The organism is Heyndrickxia ginsengihumi (genome assembly GCF_011008565.1).
Lineage (GTDB): Bacteria > Bacillota > Bacilli > Bacillales > Bacillaceae_C > Weizmannia > Weizmannia ginsengihumi.
In genome coordinates this window covers 72,570-94,352 of record NZ_JAAIWK010000012.1, presented here as the reverse complement: position 1 = coordinate 94,352, position 21,783 = coordinate 72,570, and the positions used below count along the sequence as shown (strand labels likewise).

Annotated in this window: 22 protein-coding genes, 1 riboswitch and 1 other annotated feature; of the genes, 12 read left to right on the top strand and 10 right to left on the bottom strand. The window is 35.6% G+C overall.

Annotation, left to right across the window (positions count from 1 at the left end; translation table 11 throughout):
- Positions 1 to 126: 126 nt before the first annotated feature.
- From xerD to G4D61_RS09155, 6 genes are all read right to left on the bottom strand, one after another.
- A complete protein-coding gene (gene xerD / locus G4D61_RS09180) occupies positions 127 to 1,020 on the bottom strand; it encodes a site-specific tyrosine recombinase XerD (RefSeq protein ID WP_025726839.1) in 894 nt (297 codons plus the stop codon).
- Positions 1,021 to 1,026: 6 nt separating this feature from the next.
- Positions 1,027 to 1,248, bottom strand: coding sequence for a YqzK family protein (locus tag G4D61_RS09175; RefSeq protein ID WP_025726838.1), 222 nt, complete (start codon positions 1,246 to 1,248; stop codon positions 1,027 to 1,029).
- Positions 1,249 to 1,427: 179 nt separating this feature from the next.
- Positions 1,428 to 1,907 carry a ferric iron uptake transcriptional regulator gene (gene fur / locus G4D61_RS09170; protein ID WP_025726837.1) on the bottom strand — a complete coding sequence of 160 codons (480 nt, stop codon included), beginning with the start codon at positions 1,905 to 1,907 and terminating at the stop codon, positions 1,428 to 1,430.
- Between the two features lie 130 nt (positions 1,908 to 2,037).
- Positions 2,038 to 2,688, bottom strand: a complete 651-nt coding sequence (gene spoIIM / locus G4D61_RS09165; protein ID WP_035353847.1) for a stage II sporulation protein M — start codon at positions 2,686 to 2,688, stop codon at positions 2,038 to 2,040.
- Positions 2,689 to 3,056: 368 nt separating this feature from the next.
- Positions 3,057 to 4,235: an endonuclease Q family protein gene (locus G4D61_RS09160; RefSeq protein WP_025726835.1), complete on the bottom strand. Its 1,179-nt coding sequence runs from the start codon at positions 4,233 to 4,235 to the stop codon at positions 3,057 to 3,059.
- Entirely contained in the window at positions 4,232 to 4,780 is a 549-nt protein-coding gene (locus G4D61_RS09155) for an NUDIX domain-containing protein (RefSeq protein WP_025726834.1), read from the bottom strand. Before G4D61_RS09155 ends, G4D61_RS09160 begins: the two co-directional genes overlap by 4 nt.
- An 84-nt stretch (positions 4,781 to 4,864) precedes the next feature.
- Between G4D61_RS09155 and mciZ the strand changes: the two genes are divergently transcribed.
- From mciZ to G4D61_RS09130, 5 genes are all read left to right on the top strand, one after another.
- Positions 4,865 to 4,993 carry a Z-ring formation inhibitor MciZ gene (mciZ, locus tag G4D61_RS09150; RefSeq protein ID WP_025726833.1) on the top strand — a complete coding sequence of 43 codons (129 nt, stop codon included), beginning with the start codon at positions 4,865 to 4,867 and terminating at the stop codon, positions 4,991 to 4,993.
- Between the two features lie 77 nt (positions 4,994 to 5,070).
- A complete protein-coding gene (locus G4D61_RS09145; protein WP_025726832.1) occupies positions 5,071 to 5,985 on the top strand; it encodes an aldo/keto reductase in 915 nt (304 codons plus the stop codon).
- A gap of 406 nt (positions 5,986 to 6,391) precedes the next feature.
- A riboswitch (cyclic di-GMP riboswitch) is annotated at positions 6,392 to 6,480 on the top strand.
- A gap of 26 nt (positions 6,481 to 6,506) precedes the next feature.
- Entirely contained in the window at positions 6,507 to 6,635 is a 129-nt protein-coding gene (locus G4D61_RS09140) for an anti-repressor SinI family protein (RefSeq protein ID WP_081749941.1), read from the top strand.
- Between the two features lie 115 nt (positions 6,636 to 6,750).
- Entirely contained in the window at positions 6,751 to 7,080 is a 330-nt protein-coding gene (locus tag G4D61_RS09135; RefSeq protein WP_025726831.1) for a helix-turn-helix domain-containing protein, read from the top strand.
- Between the two features lie 449 nt (positions 7,081 to 7,529).
- Entirely contained in the window at positions 7,530 to 8,987 is a 1,458-nt protein-coding gene (locus G4D61_RS09130) for a glycosyltransferase family 2 protein (protein ID WP_052137820.1), read from the top strand.
- 177 nt (positions 8,988 to 9,164) lie between these two features.
- Here the strand turns inward: G4D61_RS09130 and G4D61_RS09125 are convergent, their stop codons facing one another.
- Positions 9,165 to 9,407 carry a YqkE family protein gene (locus G4D61_RS09125; protein WP_025726829.1) on the bottom strand — a complete coding sequence of 81 codons (243 nt, stop codon included), beginning with the start codon at positions 9,405 to 9,407 and terminating at the stop codon, positions 9,165 to 9,167.
- A 348-nt stretch (positions 9,408 to 9,755) separates the two neighbouring features.
- On the opposite strand from G4D61_RS09125, the gene G4D61_RS09120 reads away from it, so the two are divergent.
- The 4 genes from G4D61_RS09120 (at position 9,756) to G4D61_RS09105 (ending at position 14,111) form a co-directional block, all read left to right on the top strand.
- On the top strand, positions 9,756 to 10,409 hold the full coding sequence (locus tag G4D61_RS09120) for a 5-bromo-4-chloroindolyl phosphate hydrolysis family protein (protein ID WP_163173762.1): 654 nt from the start codon (positions 9,756 to 9,758) through the stop codon (positions 10,407 to 10,409).
- Positions 10,406 to 11,587 carry a toxic anion resistance protein gene (locus G4D61_RS09115; RefSeq protein WP_025726827.1) on the top strand — a complete coding sequence of 394 codons (1,182 nt, stop codon included), beginning with the start codon at positions 10,406 to 10,408 and terminating at the stop codon, positions 11,585 to 11,587. The genes G4D61_RS09120 and G4D61_RS09115 overlap by 4 nt, the downstream gene beginning before the upstream one ends.
- Before the next feature lie 98 nt (positions 11,588 to 11,685).
- The gene (locus G4D61_RS09110) at positions 11,686 to 12,621 is read left to right on the top strand and encodes an alpha/beta hydrolase (protein ID WP_025726826.1); all 936 of its coding nucleotides are present in this window, start codon (positions 11,686 to 11,688) and stop codon (positions 12,619 to 12,621) included.
- 77 nt (positions 12,622 to 12,698) lie between these two features.
- Complete coding sequence (locus tag G4D61_RS09105) at positions 12,699 to 14,111, top strand: glycoside hydrolase family 18 protein (protein ID WP_025726825.1); 1,413 nt, start codon at positions 12,699 to 12,701, stop codon at positions 14,109 to 14,111.
- A gap of 253 nt (positions 14,112 to 14,364) precedes the next feature.
- On the opposite strand, the gene G4D61_RS09100 is transcribed toward G4D61_RS09105, so the two are convergent.
- Entirely contained in the window at positions 14,365 to 15,162 is a 798-nt protein-coding gene (locus tag G4D61_RS09100; RefSeq protein ID WP_025726824.1) for an SDR family NAD(P)-dependent oxidoreductase, read from the bottom strand.
- Positions 15,163 to 15,179: 17 nt separating this feature from the next.
- A complete protein-coding gene (locus G4D61_RS09095) occupies positions 15,180 to 16,067 on the bottom strand; it encodes an MBL fold metallo-hydrolase (RefSeq protein WP_052137817.1) in 888 nt (295 codons plus the stop codon).
- Positions 16,068 to 16,297: 230 nt separating this feature from the next.
- Positions 16,298 to 16,515: a binding site (T-box leader), on the top strand.
- Positions 16,516 to 16,581: 66 nt separating this feature from the next.
- Between G4D61_RS09095 and proC the strand changes: the two genes are divergently transcribed.
- Entirely contained in the window at positions 16,582 to 17,409 is an 828-nt protein-coding gene (gene proC, locus G4D61_RS09090; protein ID WP_163173760.1) for a pyrroline-5-carboxylate reductase, read from the top strand.
- Positions 17,410 to 17,499: 90 nt separating this feature from the next.
- Positions 17,500 to 18,522, top strand: coding sequence for an NADPH dehydrogenase NamA (gene namA / locus G4D61_RS09085; RefSeq protein ID WP_025726821.1), 1,023 nt, complete (start codon positions 17,500 to 17,502; stop codon positions 18,520 to 18,522).
- A 216-nt stretch (positions 18,523 to 18,738) separates the two neighbouring features.
- Here the strand turns inward: namA and rnz are convergent, their stop codons facing one another.
- Positions 18,739 to 19,656 (bottom strand): ribonuclease Z, encoded by a 918-nt coding sequence (rnz, locus tag G4D61_RS09080; RefSeq protein ID WP_025726820.1) that lies wholly within the window; start codon positions 19,654 to 19,656, stop codon positions 18,739 to 18,741.
- A 619-nt stretch (positions 19,657 to 20,275) separates the two neighbouring features.
- Between rnz and zwf the strand changes: the two genes are divergently transcribed.
- Positions 20,276 to 21,775: a glucose-6-phosphate dehydrogenase gene (zwf, locus tag G4D61_RS09075; protein WP_025726818.1), complete on the top strand. Its 1,500-nt coding sequence runs from the start codon at positions 20,276 to 20,278 to the stop codon at positions 21,773 to 21,775.
- Positions 21,776 to 21,783 lie beyond the last annotated feature (8 nt).

Sequence of the window (21,783 nt, the reverse complement as noted above, 5' to 3'; positions counted from 1 at the left end):
TTTAAGTAACACTTAACTGCTTGTAATTTATCTTCGGCAGTAAATTTAACCATAGAAAAACTGCACCTCCAACTGTTAGATGGTGTCTAACAATTGGGGGGCAGTTCACAGCAGCGGTTTTCTAATTTAAGCACGTGGATGAAATTTTGCATAGACATCTTTTAATCTTGTCTTTGATACGTGTGTATAAATTTGCGTCGTTGAAATATCAGCATGTCCAAGCATTTCTTGAACCGCTCTTAAGTCGGCGCCATTTTCAATTAAATGTGTCGCGAATGAATGTCTAAGCGTATGCGGAGTAATATCTTTTTCTATATTTGCCTTTTTAGCAAGTCCTTTTAAGATTTTCCAAAAACCTTGCCTAGATAACCTGTTTCCATGGTGATTTAGGAACAAAGCATCTGACATTTGTTTTTTTGAAACAAGTTTTGGCCTGCTCTCTTGTATATATAATTGAATAACATTTGTTGCCGTCGTGCCGATTGGAATAATTCGTTCTTTGCTTCCTTTGCCAATACATTTTATGAACCCCATTGTTAAATGAAGATCATCTAAATTTAAGCTAATAAGTTCGCTTACTCGGATACCTGTTGCATATAAGAGCTCCAGCATTGCCCGATCCCGAATATCTAAAGGTTTATTGCCGTTTGGAGCTGCTAGCAGTGCTTCAACTTCTTGTATACTTAATACTTTTGGTAAGTTTCTTTCGGCATGTGGTGTTTCGATATGTACTGTAGGATCTTGTCCTGTCACTTTTTCTCTCAATAAAAATTGATGGAAAGATCGTATGGAGGCAACATGCCTTGCAAGCGTTTTTGCAGATTTCCCTTGAGTTTTCAAGAAATGTAAAAAATGCATGATATGAACTCTATTAATATCATTCAGTGATGAAATTTGTTCTACTTGCTCCATATATGTTAAATAGCTCGTTAAATCCCGTTCATAGGAAACGACTGTATTTTTTGCTAGCCCTTTTTCAACGACCAAAAAATGAATAAAGTCTTTCAATTGATCTTTCATAAATGATTACTCCCCATCTGAATAAAACAATAAAAGACGATGAACCCAATTTGGATCTTTATCTGCTTGAGTACTAACTTTAACTGCTGTGCCCTCTGGTTTATCGTAGCGGTGATAGTTTTCATATTCTTCGTTCACCCACAAAATTCCATAATAAAAAAGTACAGTGCAAACCGAAAACAAAATAAAAATTTTTAATGTTTTCAAAGTAAGCTTAATCCATAACATCTCTTTGTCCGCCCTTTCGCTTTTCTTTCTCTTTATACAAGCTATGACAGACTTTCTGGAATTTATACCTTTTATCATAAGAAATGTATGAACGATAAACAGAGGAAACAGAAACGTATTTAGATCTCATAATCTTCTTTTCTATAAGAAAAACCTTTTCAATATACGAAAAGGTTCTACTATTCTTCTTTTGTCATACTTTCTTCTTTTTCATCATGCTTCGCCTGACATCGATGACAAATCCCATGAAATGTTAAGCGATGATCTTTAATTTTAAAATTCCAGCGGCTTTCAACAATTTTTTCAACATTCTCTAGTAAATCTTCTTGAATTTCATCAACTGCTCCACATTCAATACAGACTAAATGATGATGAAAATGCGCAGCACCTTCTTGACGTAAATCGTAACGGTATACTCCATCACCAAAATTTATTTTATCTACAACTTTTAGTTCAGTTAGTAATTCTAATGTCCGATAAACGGTGGCTAACCCAATTTCAGGGGATTTCTCTTTGACGAGGAGATATACATCTTCCGCGCTCAAATGATCTGCTTCATTTTCTAGCAATACACGCACCGTTGCTTCGCGTTGCGGTGTAAGCTTGTAACTTGCTGAGTGTAACTGTTTTTTTATTCTATCAATACGTGCTTCTTCCATTTAGCTACTCCCCTCTGCCACTATTGATGTTATTATAGCAGATTAAGGAAAATAGTCAAAATGAAATGATTTTAATGTATATATTATAATAATTATATTTAGATATTAATTATTATATAATACTAGAAGATTAAACATGAACATATTTGATGACCGCCCTCATTAATTCTGGTGATAAGTATGCTTCAATACATGCAGCTAATCCAACAACAGCCATTGCAATAATAAATGTTAAACAGTAGTTCATGAAAATTTGAAAAAAAGGAAAATGTATGTTTTGCTTCATAAAGATTTTACGGATTAATGTTAATGAAAACATAACAGACATAACGGCTGTAAAAATAAAACCTGGAATGACTAACAGATTTTGTGGCAATACCGTTACGAAAGAAAGAAGAAACCCTCCCCATCCCATTTGATTGACGAGAAATCCAATAGAAAAACCGACAACAAGCCCTTTTAAAAATAGTAGTACGAGAATAAGAGGTAAACCTATAATAGAAATCCCCAATACCCACATCAATCCTAGAAACTTCACATTATGAAAGAAACTTGAGCGGAACAAATCGTCATTTGTGGCAATTTTTCCAGTAGATACTTGTCCAAAAAATTGTTTTAAATAGTAAAATAAATCTTCTTTCTGCGCAATTGATAGGCTGTTCACAATGATAGCTCCAAATATCACTCCCATTAAAAACAATACAATAATAAATGAATAGATAGAGGAATTCTCTTGGATATGACGACTTATAGGATTAGTAGAACGACGATTATTATGCACGACTTTCCCTCCCTCAAACTTAAACTGACGAATACATTCTTACCATCAATTTATGATTTCTAGGAAAAAAATATGCCATGAAAAGATAGATTTAGAAGAATAGTAGAATAGGAAAAAGCAAATGTGGTCTTTTGGAGTGAAAGAATTGAATATTATGCAGAAAACATCTGTAAAAAATGAGCGATGAAAGAAACATCAAAGCAAATATTTTATTGTTCGGCGAACCTTTATTTAAACTAAAAAGACTGCAGACAAACGAAAAACATTAAGTTTGCCGGCAGCTTGTAGTAGTATGATTGATTTTTTTCAGCTATTTTAAATAGTGAATGATATTTTAGTTCATTTAAATCTAAACATATTCTGTTTTATTAAACTTCGCGTTTCACCTTTCCATATTTACCGCCGCCACCTGATAGAAAAGCTAATTCGCCTGTTCTTGCATGGACGATTAGATCAACAAGTTCGGATTTAACTACTCGTTCTAATTCCTTTTCAGGGACGCGATGTAAAATATTCATTTCTGTCCCAAAATGATCAAGTAATTTTTCCATCGTCTTCGGACCAAGCCCTGGAAGAAACTCAAGTGGTACTTGATGAATGTATGGCGGTCTTTTCGGAAATGCTTTCGCTTTCGCTGTCGCCAATTCCTCAATTCTTTCAGATACTCCTTTTGTCTGCATTGTGGAACCACAATTTGGACAAACTCCCTCATCATATTGCGTTTGACATTTTGCACAAGTCGTTTTGAAATATTTTCCAAGTTGCGGATTTAAACCGTAATTAGCAATCATTTCATTGCCATCTTGATGATGCAATGCCTTTTGTAAAGCAAGAAAGGTTGGTGCTTCTAAGCGCATTACTTGGTATTCTCTTGCAATTTTAGCTAATGAGTGAGCATCGGAATTTGTAATAAATGTGTAATTGTGCAGTTCCTTAATGCGGTCAGCCATAGAAGTATCTGAACTTAATCCAAGTTCGATCGCATCTATAAGCTTAGGCTCCAAAACTTCTGATAATGAATGTTTTACTCCTTTTCCATAAAGACTTTTAAACGGAGTAAACACATGCGCTGGTATAAACAAACCTGATAATGATTTAATTTTTTCTTGTAAAACATGGGCATTCTCGTGTATCCTTTGCGTACTTAATTGAACGTTTTTTACTCTATGCTGATACCAATTTGCAAACTCTGTAAGCATCTGCACTGTAGGAAAATAACCCAATACATGAATTGGTCCTTGGCATTGCTCATCATTAACTTCAATTTCCACTCCTGGAATCAATGTAACAGATTGCTGATATCTTAATCCTCCATCCTCTTGTTCAATTAAATCACCGGACTGAATAAGCTCATTCATTTCTAAAATAACTTCCGGAGAATGGCAATCAATTACACCAACAATATCAAGCCCTTTACGAGTTTTTGCTGCTTGAAGAATATTCGTTAATGTTAATGTACGCGAACCTGTTATTTTCACCGGCTTTCCTGTTTTCGTTCGTCCTATATGAATATGAAGATCAACAAAATATATTTCTTGTTGTTTCATCGTTCACTCGATTGCAGTTGCCAATATTGAATGGCAATCAGCGTTTTCGCATCGCATATTTTTCCTGATTTTATCCATTCGCTTGCTTTTTGCAAACTAACTTCGATTAATTCAACAAACTCATCTTCATCAGCAGACTTCGGGTTTTCTAATTTTTTTAAATCTGTTGCAATATATAGATGAATGAGTTCATCAGCAAAGCCTGGTGCAGTATAAAATGAAGTAATCAATTCAATGTTTTTGCAAGCATAGCCCGTCTCTTCTTCCAACTCACGAAGAGCCGCTTCCTGAGGATCTTCATTTCCTTCCAATTTCCCTGCCGGAATTTCTATTAATGATTTCTCCATCGGTTTTCGGTATTGCTCTACAAGTACAACATTTCCATCTTCAGTAATCGCTAAAACTGCAACAGCCCCAGGATGCTTAATAATTTCCCTTTTAGACGTTTTTCCATTAGGCAGTTCAACATCTTGTACTTGTAAGTTAATGATTTTTCCTGAAAAGATTTCTTCTGTTTTTAACGTTTTTTCTTCAAATTTTTGCATGTCTCTATCTCCTTGTTCTTTTTGCAATTCTTCTTCATACATTTTAACACATGCATATTTTAAATTATGAATAGGAGGAATTTCATGACTATTATTGTTCATGACAAAGGTGTTATTATTAAAGGAAAAGCATGGGAAGTACGTAAAGCATTAAAACACTATAGTAAACAGCACAATACGATACACGATTGGATACAATCTGTTCATGCATAGTTATTCATTGTGTTTATTAATCTTTCTACGCTATATTTATATAGAAAACTAACGTTTGAAAGGATGAACACGATTATATGGAAAAAAATCGTTTAGGAACATCTAATCTATTTGTTTCGAAACTAGGTCTAGGCTGCATGTCACTTGGAACCGATCCTACTAAAGCACGCGGCATTATCGAAGCGGCACTCGAAGAAGGCGTTAATTATTTTGATACCGCTGATCTCTATGACCACGGTGTAAATGAAACAATTGTTGGTGAAGCATTAAAACATGTTCGCAGCCAAGTAGTAATCGCAACAAAAGTTGGGAATCGCTGGAATGAAGATGGACAAGGCTGGCATTGGGATGCTTCAAAAGCCTATATAAAAGAAGCGGTCAAACAAAGTTTAAAAAGATTACAAACCGAATATATTGACCTCTATCAATTACATGGTGGAATGATTGAAGACAATATTGAAGAAACGATTGAAGCTTTTGAAGAATTAAAGTCAGAAGGAATCATTCGCTATTATGGTATTTCTTCTATTCGCCCAAATGTCATTCGCGAGTATGTTAGTAAATCTTCGATCGTTAGTGTAATGATGCAATACAGTTTATTAGACCGCAGACCCGAAGAAACTATAATGGATCTCTTAGAACAGAAAAGAATTAGTATTGTTACAAGGGGACCTGTTGCAAAAGGAATTTTCAGCTCTAACGGTTTGAAAAAAATTCCGGAAAGCGGATATATGAACTATTCCTATGCAAAAATTAAATCGCTACTAGAACAACTTCAAGAGCAACTTGTTTCTGACAAGCGTTCTCTAACAGAACTTGCTCTCCAATTTAACTTAGCACATAAACCGGTTGCCGCTGTTGTCGCTGGGGCTAGTTCGATAGAGCAATTGCGTACGAATGCTAAAGCTGTTAACGCCAAACCTCTCACCGCTGAAGAATTACATATCCTTCGTTCGTTAACAGTGCAGAATCAATATGAGTCACATCGTTAATCTACATTGCAAAGAATCAATAGTGGTTCTTTGCTTTTTATACTTATTTAAACGAGAGACTATTCGAAGACAAAACATATAACCTGGCATCGTTCTTTATAGTTCATCGTGAACACTAGCACATATGTATATTATTTACTTATTTTGCCAAAAAAACCCGTAATTTTTCCGCTATATTTCTTCTCGTTCCAACAAAAAATGATGCTGTAATACGCTTGAATATGTTTAATCATTTTTATTTTCCCTCACGCGTGAAATACTCGTCATTTCATCAATCAATTTGATTTTTTTTGTCAACGAAATGTTATTTACTGCCGACATATTTTACGAGCAACATTGATTTATTTTTTTTATACTGAATTTGAAACATTAGACTTAAAGATAACGCTTGCGTATAGTTCTATTTTTCAGCAAAGGGCAAACCTTCTTGAAAAAAAGGGGCGCAAAGTCACGGGTCTAAGGTACGATACGTACTACGACGGCTGGGCTACCTGAAATACTATGTATTTTAGGAGGAGACCATGGAAAAAAATCCATTAGAAACTGAGCAATCATTGGATTCGGAGTGGGTAGAATTAATTTTAAGTGCCTTGAACATTGGATTAACAGTAAATGATATTCAAGTTTTCCTAAGAAATGGGGAACAATAAAAAATTTCCTATCTCGTGAACTTCTGATTGTTCTCCTTCTTTACTCTCCTTTTGTTCGAAATATGGAACGATACCTTCGTTATATGATATAATAAAACGAAGGTAGGTGACAGGAGTGATTGGACAACAGATTAAAAAGTACCGTTTACAAAATGGGTTTTCCCTTTCAGAATTAGCTGAAAAAGCTGGAGTTGCCAAATCTTACCTTAGTTCAATTGAACGTAATATTCAAACGAATCCCTCCATTCATTTTTTAGAAAAAATTGCTTACGTACTAGAAATTTCTGTCGATACATTATTGCATGAAGAAATAAACGATTTAGAAACAGCTGAATTAGATGGAGAATGGAAAAAACTTGTTGTTGAAGCGATGAACTCAGGAGTATCCAAAGAAGAATTTCGGCAATTTTTAGAATTTAACAAATGGAAATTAAAGAACAAATAAGAACGCCAGCAGCCTTATACCTGTTGGCGTTTCGTTTTGAAGTAAACATTAGACCCTGCGCAATGAAAGCGAATCTCTGTAGCGAAAAATAAAGACTCTTATAATTTACCAATGGAAATTATTGTATCCCATCCCCTACAAACAGCCTATATAAGGCTGCCAATTTGTTCCTTATAACAAACAGAATCACCCCATTCCCATCTAATTATTAATGATTTATTTCATGTTTTGTTCGTTCTAAAGAACATTATAAGTGAGTATAATTTCATAAATAAAGATGGGAAAGTTTGAATCAACCATTTACGTTAATTCCCGCCTTAATTTTCTTTATACACAGCTTAGAAATTAATACAAGTGTAAACAACCAATCGATTTCTTAGTAAATAAAATGAAACAGGAGGAATAAAGTGGAAAAGAATGTAAATGTCCCTTCCGTCAAAAATACATTCATGCGCCCAAGAATCGTTGTATTTATACCTGCCCACAATGAAGAAAAGTCAATACGTGATTGCTTGGCCGGTCTAGGCGATCAATCCTTACCAAAAGATATTGAACTTGATGTTTATGTAATTGCCGATAATTGTACAGATCGTACTGAAGAAAAAGCACTGGAAGCTGGAGAAGAATTTCACTTAAATTTAAAAGTATTAGTGACTGAAAATAATAAGCTTCGAAAAGTTGGTGCCTTAAATACAGCATGGAAGTATCTTTACGGAGATGTGTTAGATTTATATGATAAAAAACTAACACCTTTTCAAGAATTCTACAAACAATCAATTAAGGCTATTCTCGGTATGGATGCCGATAGCAGACTAGCACCGAACGCCTTAACCTATCTTTGGGATGATTTAATGAGCGCACGCAATATTGGCGGGGTTATGGCAAAATACACGATGAGAATGCCTAAGAAAAAGAGTCTCCTTTCTAAAGATGATGTCCACTATGAAGAAAAAATTGCCAGCGGAGAATATGGCGGACCAATATCTAGATGGTGGACACACCAACAAAAGCAAGATATGGCAAGTTGGCTATTAGATTTACAATACCGTGGCGGCAGCACTTATGTACTTGGCGGGCAAGCGACATTATTTCGCCCTGAAGCATTACAAGATGTTGTCGATCGAAATAAACTCGATGGTCCTTGGGAAAATGAAAGTGATGTTGAAGACATGCTACTAACTTGGCAGCTGCAAAAATCCGGATGGAAAACTTTAATCAGTCCCCATGCCCGCTGTTTTGTTGATGCAATGAGATCTTACCATACGTATCGTGAACAGCGTAACAAATGGAAATCAGGCACTGTTGATTTATTGACAAACCGCGATCTCAACATTAGAACAAGGCATACAGGAAAGCTATGGCGTTCCCAAGCAAAAACATTTATTGATTTAATCGTTCGCCTTATTTTTATTTCGTTAGTGGCTGTTTCCCTAGCGACCGATCAATTTTATTGGAACTGGATATGGCTCACCCCTATTGTGATAGCATCGATTTTAAATATGATGTTAGCTATTAAAACGCCTATGCATCGGCCAATTGATGTCATCCTAGCAACATTACTAATTAGTCCTGAGATTTATTTATGGGTCAATTTAGTAACCTTTTCTCAAGTATGGTTGGAAAAACTATCAGCAAACAGCAGTAATGGATGGGATAAGCAATATGCTGCTGAAGCAGGAAAAACAAGAAGTAAATTAGTCCAAGGAATTCTCTTTTGTATCTTCATTTTGCTTATTGCTGCCTTCTGTTGCTTCTATTTTAGAGATTATTTAACGAGTGAATCAGTAAAAACGGTTATTCAACCTTATTTAATGGCGGGCTGGATCACCCTCACGTGTTTGACCGTATTTGAAATGCTTTGCATGCTGCATCAAATTTGGACGTTACGCGGTAGACATAAAGCATAGTCCTTCCAAGTCATGTAGTAGCATGTCATAAAAGAAATTACCATGTAATACTGACGCAGTATAATAGTAGTATACTAAACTACTAATAGGCTGAATCATATGGGGAATTACGTTGTGATACCCTTATAATCCAGCCTGCTTTATTTCTTTGTTACATAAAAATGAGATAGATATTCATTATTTATATTTTTTCCAATCCATAGGATTTTCTTCTAGCAATTCTGCAAATGATTTATTTTTTTCCCGTTGTTTTTGCTCTTTTCTTTTTCTCTCCGCTTCCTCTCTTTTCTTCTGTTCTTCATCATCTATTAACTGCTGCTTTGTTTGTTTTAACATTTTGAGAAGATCTTCATTTAATGTATCTTGTAAACTAACCTTTTCAGCTTGTTTTTGTTTTTTTTGCTGTGATTTTTTTGCCATTTCTTCTTCCTACGCAAAAGTGAATAGACATACATGATCTTTTTAAATGACTATTCGTAGGAATTTCGCCACCTTTCAAAAAATGAATATGAATCGAATGATGTTTCTACTATTATATATCTACTTCTTTCTTTTTGTAAAAATAATGAATACTGTTTAAAAAAACATTTTCACTGATTCATATGCGCTTTCCTATCTCCCATCGATAATCAATAGTGTATTCTGCAGCAATTGCTTTAGCCAAAGCGAACATCTTATAAAAGATATTTTGTAGAAATGAATCCTTTTTTAGCGAAAATCGTATATAGTATAATCAAGTTTACTTTTGATAGGAGTGCCTTATGTACTATGAAAGCTATTTTGGAATTGATTATCCGCCTGCTTATAACTATACCTTCAATGGTCATCATTTGGTTCCTTGTATATTTCAGTACGAATCATTTATTTTTTGCGACTAGTGTTTCTTCTTTAATTGCTGGTCTCTTCATTTATCAATGTACTAAATGGGTCCGCACCGGACAATTTATAAAGCAACAGAAAATATCACGAAAAGAATATCGATTCATACTTAAAAATTTAAAAGAAGCAAAATATAAAATCAGAAGGCTTCAAAAAACGTTTTTTAGTATACGTGATATTAGGACGTTTAAGCTTTATTATGATATCAACAAAATCGTTAGAAAAATATATAGTTTAATTCAAAAAGAACCAAGACGTTTTTATTTAGCCGAATCTTTTTTCTATGTTCATTTAAACTCAATGGTAGAGCTCTCAGAAAAATTTTCATTATTAAATGCTCAACCTGTAAAAAATAAAGAGATTATCCAAAACATAGACGAAACAAGACACACTTTAAAGGAATTAACTCACGAAATAGAGAAAGATTTATACAGTATGCTAAAAAGGGATATCGACGATCTTCATTTTGAACTAGAATATGCAAAACATTCTATTGACCAAAACCGTCCACTTACGCGTGAGGAAAGGAGAAAGAAAAAATGACTGAAGCAAAAGAACCTCTATGGGGAGAACAAGCAAGCGATAGATTGGAAGATTTACTTGCAAATCCTTTTGGAAATCATGAGTCTATCCTTGATTCTATAGATAAATCAAAAGAAAGCAATAACATAAAACCTACCCGTATGATTGATATGCTTCCAGAAGAAAACCGCCAAAAGGCTTTGGAACTATCTAAGCAAATTGATCCAGCTGATCACCAAGCTGTTATTTTATATGGAACACAAGCTCAATCTAAATTGCTGCAATTCTCCCACTCCATGCTTGATCATGTTCAACAAAAAGATATTGGTGAAATTGGCGACATCTTAAATGAACTCATGCACAAGCTAGAGCAAGTGAATCCTGAAGAATTACAAGCAGAAAAAAAGGGCTTTTTTTCACGTATGTTCGGAAAAATTTCGAGTTCTGTTCAAGAACTACTATCCAAATATCAAAAAACGAGTGCACAAATTGATCGCATTACCGTGAAGTTGGATATGTCCAAAAAAACTTTATTGGAAGATATTCAACTTTTAGAACAATTATATGAGAAAAACAAAGATTATTTTCATGCCTTAAATATTTATATCGCTGCTGGAGAATTAAAGATTGAGGAACTTCACTCAAAAACAATTCCTGAATTACGCCGAAAAGCCGAAACATCTGGAGATCAAATGGCTTTTCAGGAAGTAAATGATATGATTCAATTTACTGATCGCTTAGAGAAAAGATTACATGATTTAAAATTAAGCAGGCAAATCACCATTCAAAGTGCACCGCAAATCCGCTTGATTCAACATACGAATCAAACGTTAGCAGAAAAGATTCAATCATCTATTATGACATCGATTCCACTATGGAAAAATCAAATTGCAATTGCGCTAACATTGCTGCGCCAACGCCATGCTGTGGAAGCACAAAAGCAAGTTACAAAAACAACAAATGACTTATTACTGAAAAATGCTGAAATGTTAAAAGCAAATACTGTTGAGACAGCTCAGGAAAATGAAAGAGGTCTTGTTGATATTGAAACATTGAAAAAAACACAGGAACACTTGATTGCTACGTTGGAAGAAACGATACGGATTCAGCAAGATGGCCGTGCAAAGCGCTACCAAGCTGAACAAGAACTTGCAACGATGGAAAATGAACTAAAACAAAAACTATTAGATTTGAAATGACATTGCGGACTTGGGGGATATCTCCCTTGTTCTTTATTCAAAACAGAGCGTGAATGTCAATGACGAATTTTTGCCACTAAGTGCCGGAGGATCCCTCAATGAAAAAATTTTTATCAGTATTAGGCGGTGCCGCCGTTTTAACTACAGGGCTAGGTATTTATATTTCTGAAAGGATTATGCATATTAGAAGAAAGGATCAACAATACATAATTGATCGGGAAACAAAAGCAAAGCGTGTTGATCTTCGCTCTTATGATGAATTGCCAAAGGAAGAAGTTTTTATTGAATCTCCTTTTGGCTACCCAATTAAAGCAGTATTTGTTAAACCTTTTCCAGCTTCAAATCAATATATGATTTTTTGTCACGGCGTGACCGAAAATAAAATGAATTCCATTAAATATATGAATATTTTTCTTAATAGGGGATTTAATGCCGTCATATATGATCATCGTAGACATGGGGAATCTGGAGGAAAAACAACTAGCTACGGTTATTACGAAAAGTTTGATTTAAAAGCAGTTGTCGATGCCCTTCTCAACCGCGAAGGTGAAGATATTATTTTCGGGATACATGGGGAATCAATGGGGGCTGCAACTCTTCTTCAATATGCAGGATTGCTTGAAGATCGCGCGAACTTTTATATCGCAGATTGCCCATTTTCCGATTTTCCTGACCTGTTGATTCGAATGTTTACAAGAGAAATAAAACTACCCGGAAAATATTTTTTACCACTCACTGATTTTTTCATTCGTGTCCGGGATGGTTATGCAATTAAACATGTTTCACCAATCAGCGTTGTTGAACGAATTAAGAAACCAATTTTATTTATTCACAGTGAAAAAGACGACTATATTTTACCTGAAATGACGAAGGCACTTTACGAAAGAAAAAAAGGTCCTAAGAAGCTACTTGTTGCGAAAAATGGCGCTCATGCCCAATCATTTAATATGAATCGTGAACTATATGAAAAAACGATTGATGAATTTTTAATACAGATTGTTCACCTAAAGGTCCAAAAAAACAATTTCTCTTAACAAAGATCAATTTTTTAAAACAATTGCCTACAATCTTGAATAGAGTATTAAGAATGATGATGATAGGGAGAGATTGTATGCAAATTTATGTTGTACAACATGGCGATACGCTTTGGGAGATTGCCAATCGATTTGGCGTGGATATAACACAAGTGCAGTCCGCAAATCAGTTACCCAATATTGGAAATTTAGTAATCGGGCAAGCTTTAGTCATTCCGACACCAGCTCGACAGTATACTGTTCAGCAAGGTGATCAAATTTGGGAAATCGCAGCCCGTTTCGGGACTACAGCACAAGCGATTTTAGAAGCAAATCAAATTACGAATCCAACTGCTATACGCGTTGGGCAAACATTAACAATTCCGATCCGTTACCACACTGTAAAAGCTGGTGAAACTTTATATGAAATTGCCCAAAAATATGGCGTTAATTTACAAAGGCTTATAGAGATCAATCATCTGACTAGTACAACAAATCTTTATGTGAATCAAGTGCTGAGAATTCCGACACGGCAACGGCCTATAAAAGAAGTGAATGCTTACACAACACAATTTAACAATGATGCTGTGCAAGAAGTTCGCAATTTAGGGCGCTATTTTACGTATTTATCCCCTTTCCGTTATTCTTTTCGGGCGGATGGAAGCCTATCTCAATTAAACGAGAGCTCTGTATTAGAAGCTGCACATTCGACAAGTGTTGCACCATTACTAATTTTAGCGAACTTTACTGAAAATGGATTTAATTCTGATTTAGCCGCAAGTTTATTACGTAACGAATCAATTCAAGATACTTTAATTAATAATGTTTTAACCGTCATGAGACAAAAAGGGTATCGCGGTGTTAATTTTGATTTTGAGTATGTCTATCCTGAAGATCGTGATCGTTATACAGCTTTTCTTAGAAAGGTTGTCAATCGCTTGCACGCAGAAGGCTATCTCGTTTCTACCGCTCTTGCCCCTAAAACTTCCGGTACCCAATCAGGTTTACTTTATGAGGCTCATGATTACGGCGCACATGGGGCAATCGTAGACTTTATCATTTTGATGACATACGAATGGGGATGGGCTGGCGGAAGACCGTGGGCAATTGCACCTATCAATGAGGTTAAGAAGGTGCTAGATTATGCTGTTACCGTCATTCCTGCAAATAAAATTATGATGGGTGCCCCTCTCTATGGCCGTGATTGGAAAATTCCTTGGCAGCAAGGAACAATCGCACGCACTGTCAGTCCTCAAGAAGCTGTTGCTCTAGCAGCCAAGTACGGTGCAACAATCCAATACAACCAAACATATCAATCTCCATTTTTCCGATATACAGATGAAAACGGTCAGCAGCATGAAGTTTGGTTTGAAGATGCACGCAGTATGCAAGCAAAATTCAATTTACTGATTCAATACGGTCTTAGGGGGATTAGTTACTGGGTATTAGGAAATCCTTTTCCGCAAAATTGGCTTGTGCAAGAAGATCTAATCCAAACAAGAAAGCGATGAAAGGTTGCTATAAATAGGCAGCCTTTTTATGTTCCCTCCCCCTCTTTTCTTAATGATTCATATTCTTTGCTCGATCAATTGATTGGCGGGCAGAAGCAGGATGATAGGATCATCGCATATGTTACAGTTTCTTTTGATCGTATAACAGCTTTTTTTATATTTTTTATGGCAGACAGCCTTCATGACTGACCGTTATTACTGAACGAAAAAACCATCCAAAAACGATGATTGATGGATGGTCAGTATAACCAAATTATTTTTTAAAAAATGCCTTTTTCCCAATTGTTTCAACTGTTTTAGGAAAAAGGGAATAGAACACACTACTTGCATTCATCCATCCTGGCGCGTTAATTTCCCGCCGTTTTGTAAACATGGCATCAACTATTTTTAGCGCAAGCTTTTCAGGATTCAGCATTAATTTTTCAATATTTTTCATATAAGTTCCAGATTTATCTGCAATGTTAAAGAAATTTGTTGCAACCGGACCTGGGTTCACAGCTGTTACATAGACGCCAAACCTTGACATTTCCATTCTTAAACCGTTCGTGAAACCAAGCACTGCATGCTTTGTAGCAGAATATACACTCGATTTAGGTGTAGCCATTTTTCCAGCTTGTGAAGCAATATTGATAATATGACCGCTTCTTTTTAATTGCATATTTGGAACTACTGCTCTCGTACAAGCAATTAATCCAACAACATTAACATTAAACATTCCTTCTACATCAGCCATATCAATATCCTGTACTTCATCAAATATACCAAATCCAGCATTATTTACGAGAACGTCAATCGTTCCTTTTTCGCGATAGATTGTTTCAAATACGTCATCAATTTTATGATATTCTGAAACATCAAATGATTTAATATCACATTGAACGCCGTAATGCTCTTCAATATCATACTTGATCGCTTCTAATTTATTCAAATTGCGAGCAAGCAATACAAGATTTGCTCCATTTTTAGCACATGCATAGGCTATATTTTTTCCTAATCCTCCCGAAGCACCTGTGATAACAATCGTTTTACTTTTTATTCGCTGATTACTCATTCTGTACTCCTCTTATTTCATTTACTTTTAGTAGCATAATAAGCAACGCCAAAATCGTCAAGTTTCTTATCTATCATTTCTAATGATTGTAAATAATCTAGTAAGCCAATCGTTGCAGACAAGGTAAAACCCATCTGTTTCCTAAATAATGTTGGAAATAATTGTTCACAAATTTTCAAAGCTGGAAGTGCTTCCCGTTGCACCATTTCTTTCACTAATAAAGCTTTTTCATGCTGAGTACGCAGGCGCTGTTGAACTAATGTTTGAATATCTCTCACATTTTCCCCATGACCTGTATATGCTATATGAATATCAATAGGCAATAATTTCATTAAAGAATCTCGATACTGTAATTGCGGCTTGGGACGCTCTTTGTCCAGCTGTAAAGGCGGCTCTAATAATGGATTTGATGAAATATGTGCTAAAATATGATCGCCTGCAATTAAGACCCCATCTGATTCACGGTAAAATGAAAGATGACTTTGTGCATGACCAAGCGTTTCAATAATTTTCCATTCATCTAAATTTGGAAGTGTTTCCCCTTCCGCTATTGTATTTGTTAATGGTTTAACAGATCCTAATGCCAATGTTGACTTCATCTGTTTTAATACGTCACTGCTTTTTCTTTGATTAGTAAGACCGAGCTCATGAAATAGTTCCATATAAAAAGCATCATGGTGGCGCATAAAATTTGGATCATTTATTAGCCAAGGAACACAATATGAATGACCAAAAACAGGAATATCTTCACGCAATCTTGCTAGCAGGCCAATATGATCGGGATGATGGTGAGTAAGCACAACTTGCTCAATATCATCAGGTCGATAGCCCATTTCAGCAAGCTGCGTTTGAAAAACATTCCATGCTGCTTCAGTATTTACGCCCGCATCTATTAGAGTGAGCACATCCCCTTTTATCAAATAGACATTACATTGCCAACTACTAATGGTGTTGGAAGTGATATTTTCACGACACTTTTATCGCCGATCATAACGTTTCTCTCCTTTTATATCTGTATTTAAATTGTAGCGAAATATATGTTTTTTGTCATTTAAATATATTAAGATTGACTGAAAATTTTAAAAACATTCTTGACATCAATTTTGTATTTGTGCATAATCAAAGTGAATATGAAGTATCTGCAATGACCAAGATCAGTAAATAGAAGATGATGAAAAGAGAATGAAGTTCAACGGCTGAAAAACTTCATCATCCACTCTTCCATTGAACCTACCTTGCGAGCTGTTTGGCAAACCAAACCGGAAAATGACCGTTATCAACTGAGAGATACTAGAATATAAAGTATTCTAGTAATAAAGGTGGTACCGCGAATATAAACCCTTCGTCCTTTAATGGATTGAAGGGTTTTCATGTTGAATGAACTTTATCATGTGCATACTACTAGAGGAGGCATTAACTATGAATATTTCTTTTATTGGGGCTGGATCCATGGCGGAGGCGATGATCAGCGGCATTATTGAAAAAAAGATTGTAGCTGGAAATGAGATAACAGTTTTGAACCGTTCAAATGGACATCGGATAACACAATTACAAGAAAAATATGGAATAAAAAAATTAACATCCTTATCGGAGCTTGAAAAACATACAGATGTAATTATTCTTGCTGTCAAACCAAAGGATATTTTAACTGCTCTTCAGTCCATTCAATCCTATATTCAGCAAGGACAATTATTAGTGTCCGTTGCCGCAGGAATATCCTTATCTTTTATAGAAAGCCAACTGCATAATGATGTCCCCATCGTGCGGGCAATGCCAAATACTTCAGCAATGATTGGAAAATCTGCAACTGCCATAGCATTTAATCAATCTGTAAGCGATGCTCATCAAAAGATGGCATTAAAACTATTTTCAGCTATAGGATTAACAAAAGTGGTGGAAGAAAATCAATTAGATGCTGTCACAGGATTATCTGGAAGTGGTCCTGCCTATATCTACTATATTGCCGAAGCATTGGAACAAGCTGCAAATGAAATTGGTTTAGAAGAACAAATTGCAAAACAACTTGTTATCCAAACACTTATCGGTGCGGCTGAAATGTTAAAACATTCTGGAGAAGCGCCAGAAAATTTACGCAAAGCTGTTACAAGTCCTGGCGGTACGACTGAAGCAGGAATCAAAGTATTAGAGCAGCATTCTGTTAAGGAAGCATTTATTGATTGCGTCAAAGCAGCGACTAAACAATCTGCTGTGCTTGCGCAAACATTTGAGCAAGTATCTTCAAAGTAAACTTTATGAGGAAATCATATTCTTTTTATTTTAAAAAAGTTATTGCTATAATGGAGACCGTTAAATAATCAATAAGGGGGGCCATTGGCTTTGTCAAATGTAAAATTATTTGAGCCATATACCATTAAAAATGTAACATTGAAGAACAGAATCGTTATGTCTCCAATGTGCATGTATTCTTCAATGAATGAAGACGGAACTCTTCAAGATTGGCATTACACACACTATACAAGTCGTGCTGTTGGTCAAGTTGGACTCATTATTGTAGAAGCGACAGCGGTATCTCCAATTGGCAGAATTTCTCCATATGATTTAGGAATTTGGAGCGATGATCATCTTTCAGGGCTAACGAAGCTCGTAAACATGGTAAAAACACACGGGGCAAAAATCGGCATTCAGCTTGGCCATGCTGGCCGAAAAGCAGAACTAAAAGAGGAAATCGTAGCCCCATCCGCCATTGCCTTTAATGACCGATATCAAACGCCTAAGGAAATGACAAAACAGGATATTTTGGATACGATAGAAGATTTTAAACAAGCCGCGATCCGTGCCAAAAAGGCCGGATTTGATGTGATTGAAATACACGGAGCACACGGCTATTTGATTAATCAATTTTTATCTCCATTATCAAACAAACGTACCGATGAATATGGCGGATCACAAGAAAATCGCTATCGTTTTTTAAAGGAAATTATTGATGCGATTCAATCTGTTTGGGAAGGTCCATTATTTGTCCGTGTTTCCGCACGTGAATATCATCCTGACGGTCTAGATGTTGAGGATTATGTAGCAATTGCCCGTCTGCTTAAACAGCAAGGAATTGACTTAATTGATGTAAGCTCTGGAGCAGTTGTTCCTGCAAAAATCAACTCTTTCCCTGGCTACCAAGTGCCATTAGCTGATGAAATTAAGCATAATGCCAATATTGCAACAGGTGCAGTTGGGCTGATTACATCTCCTCTGCATGCTGAAGAAATTTTACAAAACGGACGTGCTGATTTAGTATTTTTAGCTAGAGAATTGCTACGAGACCCATATTGGCCTCGTACAGCCGCGAAGGAACTAGGCGTGGAACTACAAAGCCCTGTTCAATATGAACGTGGCTGGAACTAACAAAATAGATAAAAGCGAAAAAGCCCCCCTCTGAGATTCCTCAAAGGAGGGCTTTTAACGCTGTTTTCTTACACTTTGTTGCTTAACTATCAAAAAGAGTCGATTTCCGCAAACAGTAAGCTGCGGATAAAAAGAAATATTAACCGGATGATCATGAAATGAACATTTTTGTTACATTAATTGCAACCATATAGCGAGATCAATAGCTTTATTTTTTTAATGAATATCTACTTCCATAAAATCATGCACTAAAATAGTTTGGGCAAATATTTGTTTTGCTTCCTCTTCAAGCTTCTTCCACTCTTCTTTTCCGTATCTGGAGCTAATATGTGTCAAACATAAACATTTTGCATTAGCTTGTTTTGCCGTGTTTGCAGCTTGAGCAGTTGTCGAATGGAAATAATTAAAAGCCATTTGCTCGCTTTCTTCGTTAAAAGTTGCCTCATGAACGACGATATTAGCATCCTTTGCAAGCTCTAGTGCTGCTTCACAATGTCTTGTATCTCCTAAGATCGTAACAATCTTCCCTTTTTTGGCAGGTCCAAGATATTCATACCCATGAATCACTCTGCCGTCATCTAATACAATGGTTTCCCCGTTTTTAATTCGACTATAAATCGGACCTGGCTGAATTCCATCGCATTTTAATTTTTCGGCATCTAACGTTCCTTGCTTATCCTTTTCAATAATTCGGTAACCGAAGCTTGGAATCGCATGCTCAAGCAGCTGGGCTTCGACCGTAAATTGTTCATCTTCGAAAACTATTCCTTGATGAATTTCATGGATATTCAGTGCATATTGTAAATGGGTTTCACTCACACTTAGTGCAGTTTCCACAAAAGCTTTAATTCCTGGTGGGCCATATATATCTAATGTAGAAATTCCCCCTTGGAAAGAACGGCTCCCGAGAAAACCTGGTAATCCAAATATATGATCACCGTGTAAATGAGTAATAAAAATCTTTTCGATCTTTCGAGGCTTTAAGGATGTATGTAAAATTTGATGCTGTGTTGCTTCCCCGCAATCAAAGAGCCATATCGCGTTTCTTTCTTCCAACAGTTTCAACGCAATAGATGTAACATTGCGGGATTTGGCAGGTACTCCCGCGCCCGTTCCTAAAAATAAAAGTTCCAAACATCTTCCCCCTATTCAAACTTGATTTTTTTCCGATTATAATGTTGTAAACTATCTTATCATAATTTTTTTTAAAAGGAATCTTTTGCATATCATTTGCGTATTTTCGTCTGAAAGACTAGAATAAAGTGAAAATGTTTCTTGAGAAAAGGTGCACAATCTCAATCTTTCTTATCTTTATTTGTTTTTTCATTCATATTGATCATTAATGTTGTTCGCTTTAAGATAATTTAAATAAAATAAGCTACACTATAACTGTATAATAACATGTATACTTTTTAACATGCGCATATTTCTTAAAGATTGTATGACAAACGCAATAATTTTATATAATAATCATGTATTTCTGCCATTGCCATGTTATATAAAGAGTCTTTTCTAAAAAATTGTTGTTTTTAAAGGCTGATTCGAGCGCAAAGTGCGGGACTCCTGCAGGGCTCAGCACCCGCGTACGGAAAGTAAACATCCTAAAGTAGAAATCGACTACTCCTTTGATAAAAAAACAGCCTATATAAAAATTGCTTAAGGCGCTCATTTTCCTAAACAATATTTGATGAAAAAACATGTTAAGAGAAGGTTCACTAATAAAAATTTTTAAAAACAAAGTGAGGTAAAACACATGCAAGCAATTGAAACTCCTAAATCATTAATTATGTTATTTGGCGCTACAGGTGATTTAGCGAAACGTAAACTGTTTCCATCCTTATACAATTTGTATCGGAAAGGAAAACTTTCTGAAAACTTTGCAATCATCGGTACTGCTAGACGAGATTGGAGCCATGAAGTATTTCGTGATCACGTTAAAGACTCAGTCTTAACAGCAAGAAAAACAGCTGAAAAGATTGATGAATTCATCTCTCATTTTTATTATCAAGCGCATGATGTTACTGATTCAGAGTCATACATACAACTAAAAAAATTAGCAGATGATCTTGATCAACAGTATCAATTAGAAGGAAATCGCATATTTTATTTAGCGATGGCTCCAGAATATTTTGGAACAATTTCAGATCATTTGAAAGATGACGGCCTTACAAATACAAATGGTTTTAAACGTCTAGTGATTGAGAAACCATTTGGTCATGATTTAGAATCTGCTAAAGCTTTAAATAAACAAATTCGTAAATCTTTCTCAGAAAGTGAAATTTATCGTATTGATCATTATTTAGGAAAAGCGATGGTACAAAATATCGAGGTCATTCGTTTTGCTAATGCTATTTTCGAGCCATTATGGAATAACCGTTATATCTCTAATATCCAAATTACTTCAAGTGAAATGCTTGGTGTAGAAGAACGTGCACGTTATTATGAAAACAGTGGTGCATTGCGCGATATGGTGCAAAACCACATGCTCCAGATGGTTGCTTTATTAGCAATGGAACCACCGATTAATTTAACAACTAATGAAATCCGCAGCGAAAAAGTGCGGGCCCTTCGCTCTTTAAGAGCAATTGAAGGTGAAGATGTACAAAAATATTTTGTCCGTGGTCAATACGGTGCAGGCAATATTCAAGGAGAAAAAGTGGTTGGCTATCGCGATGAGGTGAATGTAGATCCGCAATCAAATACTGAAACATATGTCGCTGGTAAACTAATGTTTGATAACTTTAGATGGGCAGGAGTTCCTTTCTATATTCGCACAGGTAAAAGAATGGCTACGAAATCAACAAAAATTGTCGTACAATTTAAAGATATTCCAATGAATCTTTATTACAATAAAGACCAGCAATTAAATCCAAACTTGCTCGTTATCCATATTCAACCTGAAGAAGGGATTACGCTTCATTTAAATGCAAAAAAAGCTGGTCAAAATATGGAAACAACTCCTGTTCAATTAAGTTTTGCTAGCAGCAGCATGGAGGGAATTAATACTCCGGAAGCTTACGAAAAATTAATTTATGACTGCTTGCATGGTGATGCAACTAACTTTACTCACTGGGATGAAGTTGCATTATCTTGGAATTTCGTTGATAAAATTTCAAATGTATGGGAAGAAAAGAAAATGGAATTCCCTAACTATGAAGCAGGAACGATGGGACCTAAAGCAGCTGATGAGCTACTAGAAAAAGATGGATTTTTCTGGTGGCCAGTTGAAAATCTTGAAGTTGATGTTTGTTAATATTAGAT